The sequence below is a fragment of the Ruegeria sp. genome, from assembly GCF_028066395.1.
GTDB lineage: Bacteria > Pseudomonadota > Alphaproteobacteria > Rhodobacterales > Rhodobacteraceae > Ruegeria.
In genome coordinates this window covers 1-4,464 of sequence record NZ_JALCBM010000124.1, presented here as the reverse complement: position 1 = coordinate 4,464, position 4,464 = coordinate 1, and the positions used below count along the sequence as shown (strand labels likewise).

Here is a 4,464-nt window from a genome sequence, read left to right as displayed (position 1 = left end):
TAATCATGGTAGGCCGGGCTTCAGCCCGGCACATCGTTGAGATTAAAGAAGGCCGCTCCCAAGGGGGCGGCCTTTTTCGTTGTTGAGAGGTTTCGATCCGGTTGCTGCTGATGGACAATCTCGCAGACAGGTTGGTAACTGGTCCCACAATACAAAATAGTAAAGCGCGGCATTTCCCAAATGAATAGAACACTAAGTTTCAACGAGCGATCCCTAGCCCTAGCTATTCTCCCATGGCTGGCACACGAGATGTCTTGGCGATTAAAAGACAGCTCACCTGAACCGACGCTTTTGCATCATGGGGCGCAGTCCAATTTTGAACATAGTTTCGATGCTCTGGAGAAGGCGGGGTTGATGCGCGCGGAGGGCCGCTATAGCAGGTTGACTTGGCAAGGCGTGCAGATGATTGAGTTGTCAGCTGATTACCAACGCGATGATCTTGACCAACTGCTTGAGGCTTTCGCTTGTCATTCGCATTACGCCAATGAGTTCGCTGACCACTACGTGTCCGTAGTGCCCAAAACCAATTCAACGACAAGAATATGCGAGGCCTTTTGTTCTTGCGACTACATGGAAAGGACTTCACGCGGCTGGGCTTGGACAGACTCGTTCGGGCCTTGGTTAGTGTATGAACATTGCTGGAGATTGTCAGAATATGAAGCTGCAGATGATGAAAGTATCGCCGCCGCACTCGAAAATCTGCCAGTGCAGACATTGGAAACATTGAAAGGACGAATGTGCTCGTTTGAGCCGGACTTCCTCAGAATTCTATTTGCCCAGTGCCGGAATGGGGTTTGGTCAGAAGATAACGAGTGGCGGACGGTACCCTCAGATGGTTGGGACATGAACTTGGCCGCTGGTCTTTATGAAAGACTGCAAAAGCCTGGCTACATCTGAGGCGCATTTTTTTGGAGGCCATCGGTTTATAAGGGACAGCCATTTCCCCCTTGCCAAACCCCGCCAACCCCACTAATACGCGCGAGTTCTCAACAGGAACGTCAAGGCGGGGTGATTCCCGCCTTTTGGGTTCGATGAGGGTTGGCGATGCGCGTCTGTCCTCCTCTCAACCTCAACGCCTGATAAAAGGCTGTATCTATGCAAAGCCAAAATATCCGTATTCGGCTGAAGGCATTTGACTATCGCGTTCTGGATGCCAGCACGCAAGAGATCGTCAACACTGCCAAGCGGACCGGCGCGAACGTGCGCGGCCCGATCCCGCTGCCGAACAAGATTGAGAAGTTCACGGTTCTCCGTGGCCCTCACGTTGACAAGAAATCCCGTGACCAGTTCGAGATCCGCACGCACAAGCGTCTGCTCGACATCGTTGATCCGACCCCCCAGACCGTTGACGCGCTGATGAAGCTCGACCTCGCTGCTGGTGTGGATGTCGAGATCAAGCTGCAGTCGTAAGATCGGAGGGTATAGATTATGCGCTCTGGTATTATCGCAAAAAAAGTTGGCATGACCCGCCTGTTCATGGAAGACGGCAAGCAGATTCCTGTGACCGTTCTTCACCTGGACAACCTGCAGGTTGTTGCACAGCGGACCGCTGACAAAGACGGCTACACCGCCGTTCAGCTGGGCGCCGGTGCTGCCAAGGCAAAACGCACCTCGAAGGCCATGCGCGGTCACTACGCCGCTGCCAAGGTTGAGCCCAAGCGTAAACTGGCCGAGTTCCGCGTCTCTGAAGATGGCCTGATTGATGTGGGTGCCGAGATTTCGGCAGAACACTTCCTGGAAGGTCAGAAGGTTGACGTTTCGGGTACCTCGATCGGTAAAGGCTTTGCCGGTGCGATGAAGCGTTGGAACTTTGGTGGTCTGCGCGCCTCGCACGGTGTTTCGATCAGCCACCGTTCGCACGGTTCGACCGGTCAGTGTCAGGACCCGGGCAAGGTGTTCAAAGGCAAGAAGATGGCCGGTCACATGGGGGCTGCCCGTGTCACCACCCAGAACCTCGAAGTCGTCAAAACCGACGCCGACCGTGGTCTGGTCTTCATCAAAGGCGCCGTTCCCGGACCGAAATCGGGCTGGGTCACCGTCAAGGACGCCGTCAAGAAGAAAGCACCGGAAGGCCTGCCTTTCCCGGCAGCCGTAAAAGGTGCCGCAACTGAAGCACCTGCGGAAGAAGCTCCCGCGGAAGGTGGTGAAGCATGAAACTTGATGTAATCAAACTGGACGGCGGCAAAGCCGGCAACATCGAGCTGGATGCGGACCTGTTCGGCCTGGAGCCGCGCGCGGACATCCTGCACCGTGTGGTCCGTTGGCAGCGCAACAACGCGCAAGCCGGCACCCACAAGGTCAAGACCCGCTCGGAAACCAGCTACTCGACCAAGAAGATCTATCGCCAGAAGGGCACCGGTGGTGCTCGTCACGGTGACCGCAACGCGCCGATCTTCCGCAAGGGTGGTATCTACAAGGGCCCGACCCCGCGTTCGCACGGCCACGACCTGCCGAAAAAGTTCCGCAAGCTTGGCCTGCGCCACGCTCTGTCGGCCAAAGCCAAGGCTGGTGAACTGGTTGTGATCGAGAACGCCGAAGCCGAAGGCAAGACCGCCGCACTGGCCAAACAGGTTGCAAACCTGGGCTGGAAACGCGCTCTGGTCATCGACGGCGCGACCGTGAACGAAGGGTTCCTGAAAGCGTCCAAAAACATCGAAGGTCTGGATATCCTGCCGTCGATGGGCGCAAACGTCTATGACATCCTCAAGCGTGACACCCTGGTGCTCACCAAAGCGGCTGTCGAAGCACTGGAGGCTCGTCTGAAATGAGCGCGAAGGCAGAACACTACGACGTGATCCGCAAGCCGGTCATCACCGAAAAGTCGACCATGGCGTCCGAAAACGGCGCGGTTGTCTTTGAAGTGGCGATCGACAGCAACAAGCCGCAGATCAAAGAGGCCGTTGAGGCGCTGTTTGGTGTGAAGGTCAAGGCGGTGAACACCACCGTGACCAAAGGCAAGGTCAAGCGGTTCCGCGGCCAGCTGGGCCGTCGGAAAGACGTCAAAAAAGCATATGTGACCCTGGAAGAGGGGAACACCATCGACGTATCCACCGGTCTCTGATCGAAACGTCTTTGGACTGAGATGAAGACCCTCGCCGGAAGGCGGGGGTCTTTTTTGTTGGGTCTGTCCGCGAGCTGCGCCAGTTTGGCTATGAATTGCCCGCGTCCGGTGCTTGGGCGACGGCAATGAAACTTTGCCAGCCATCGACCGCGTTGAACGCTTTCATCTGGTCGTGCAGCAGGGGACCGTAAATCGCCCACATCCGCTTGCGCAGGGCCTTGCCCTTGTCCGTGATCTGCAGGAATTTCCCGCGCCGGTCCCCGTTGTTTTCGACGATCTCGATAAGGCCCTCGGCCTCTAGCCGCTTGCTGAGATGGGACAGGTTGGATTGTTCCAAAATGGTGTCCCGGCCAAGTTCGAACGGGCGCAGCCTGCCGCCCTGGCTTTCAAGGGACCAGAGCAGGTCGTACCATTTCAGCGGCGGCAGCCCCGCGCTTTTCAGGGCCGCGCCGATTTCGGCCTGAACGATCCGTGTGATCCGGTTCATCGCGACCCAGATGTCTGTTTCCAGCGGCGTAGGCAGATCGCATTTCACAACTGCGTGTTCACTTCGAATATGATTGCGGAATTCCGATAGGCAAATTAGATGAAAATTCAAGTAATATCCAGCGCCAAAGTGAATGAAAGGGATTTCACAATGACATTCAAATCCACGATCGCCGCAGTCGCTCTTATGGCCACAGTTGCTCCGGCTTACGCGCAGACCTACAAAACCGACCAGGGACATACCGAGGTTCGGTTCGGCTGGAGCCACGCGGGTGTTTCCACCCAGCATGGTGAGTTCACCACGGTCGAAGGCGTGCTGGACCTGAACGCTGACGATATCGAAGCCTCGACCCTGAACGTGACGATCGACGCAGGCAGCGTCGCGTCGGGCTTTGGCCCTCTGGACGACCACCTGAAATCCGCCGATTTCCTTGAGGTCGAAACCTATCCCGAGATCACCTTTGTCAGCACCGGGATCAAGCGGACCGGCGACAGCACGGCGGATGTGACCGGCGACCTGACCATCCACGGCGTGACCAAGCCGGTTGTGCTGAAAGCCACGCTGACCCATCAGGGCGAGCACCCGCTGGGCAGCATCATCGACTATTACAAGGGCGACTGGGTGGCCTTCTCGGCCTCGACCGAGATTGACCACATGGAGTTCGGTGTGGGTTCGTTCTCGACCGGACCGATCACCATCGCGATTGACACCGAGATGAAGGCGGACGGGTAAACCCCGCACGACCGCTAAAAGATGAAGGCCCCCGCAAGTGCGGGGGTTTTTCTTTTGATCCGCACGAAAAGCCGCGCCAGTGACTGCCCGCGGGATGGCGCCGCACCGGCTGAACAGCGTGCTTTATGGTGCCGGATACATCTGCGCTCTTATCGAGGCGCAACCCTCCCCAAAGCGCCAGCCC

7 protein-coding genes are annotated in these 4,464 nt (G+C 57.1%); 6 read left to right on the top strand and 1 reads right to left on the bottom strand.

Going from position 1 to position 4,464, the window contains the following annotated elements; translation table 11 throughout:
• Positions 1-180 precede the first annotated feature (180 nt).
• From MPJ51_RS21505 to MPJ51_RS21485, 5 genes are all read left to right on the top strand, one after another.
• On the top strand, positions 181-897 hold the full coding sequence (locus tag MPJ51_RS21505; protein ID WP_298391077.1) for a hypothetical protein: 717 nt from the start codon (positions 181-183) through the stop codon (positions 895-897).
• Positions 898-1,095: 198 nt separating this feature from the next.
• On the top strand, positions 1,096-1,410 hold the full coding sequence (gene rpsJ, locus MPJ51_RS21500; RefSeq protein WP_008756422.1) for a 30S ribosomal protein S10: 315 nt from the start codon (positions 1,096-1,098) through the stop codon (positions 1,408-1,410).
• 18 nt (positions 1,411-1,428) lie between these two features.
• Complete coding sequence (gene rplC / locus MPJ51_RS21495) at positions 1,429-2,154, top strand: 50S ribosomal protein L3 (protein ID WP_298391073.1); 726 nt, start codon at positions 1,429-1,431, stop codon at positions 2,152-2,154.
• The gene (gene rplD, locus MPJ51_RS21490; RefSeq protein ID WP_170694153.1) at positions 2,151-2,768 is read left to right on the top strand and encodes a 50S ribosomal protein L4; all 618 of its coding nucleotides are present in this window, start codon (positions 2,151-2,153) and stop codon (positions 2,766-2,768) included. The genes rplC and rplD overlap by 4 nt, the downstream gene beginning before the upstream one ends.
• Complete coding sequence (locus MPJ51_RS21485) at positions 2,765-3,061, top strand: 50S ribosomal protein L23 (protein ID WP_010437040.1); 297 nt, start codon at positions 2,765-2,767, stop codon at positions 3,059-3,061. Before rplD ends, MPJ51_RS21485 begins: the two co-directional genes overlap by 4 nt.
• 88 nt (positions 3,062-3,149) lie before the next feature.
• On the opposite strand, the gene MPJ51_RS21480 is transcribed toward MPJ51_RS21485, so the two are convergent.
• A complete protein-coding gene (locus tag MPJ51_RS21480; protein ID WP_298391067.1) occupies positions 3,150-3,596 on the bottom strand; it encodes a MarR family transcriptional regulator in 447 nt (148 codons plus the stop codon).
• 102 nt (positions 3,597-3,698) lie between these two features.
• Here MPJ51_RS21480 and MPJ51_RS21475 point away from each other — a divergent pair, with 102 nt between their 5' ends.
• Complete coding sequence (locus tag MPJ51_RS21475; RefSeq protein WP_298391065.1) at positions 3,699-4,280, top strand: YceI family protein; 582 nt, start codon at positions 3,699-3,701, stop codon at positions 4,278-4,280.
• Positions 4,281-4,464: the final 184 nt, after the last annotated feature.

Coding starts and splice junctions, on each gene's coding strand:
- rplD (WP_170694153.1), top strand. CDS start 2,151: ATGAAACTTGATGTAATCAAACTGGACGGCGGCAAAGCCGGCAACATC.
- rpsJ (WP_008756422.1), top strand. CDS start 1,096: ATGCAAAGCCAAAATATCCGTATTCGGCTGAAGGCATTTGACTATCGC.
- MPJ51_RS21505 (WP_298391077.1), top strand. CDS start 181: ATGAATAGAACACTAAGTTTCAACGAGCGATCCCTAGCCCTAGCTATT.
- rplC (WP_298391073.1), top strand. CDS start 1,429: ATGCGCTCTGGTATTATCGCAAAAAAAGTTGGCATGACCCGCCTGTTC.
- MPJ51_RS21475 (WP_298391065.1), top strand. CDS start 3,699: ATGACATTCAAATCCACGATCGCCGCAGTCGCTCTTATGGCCACAGTT.
- MPJ51_RS21485 (WP_010437040.1), top strand. CDS start 2,765: ATGAGCGCGAAGGCAGAACACTACGACGTGATCCGCAAGCCGGTCATC.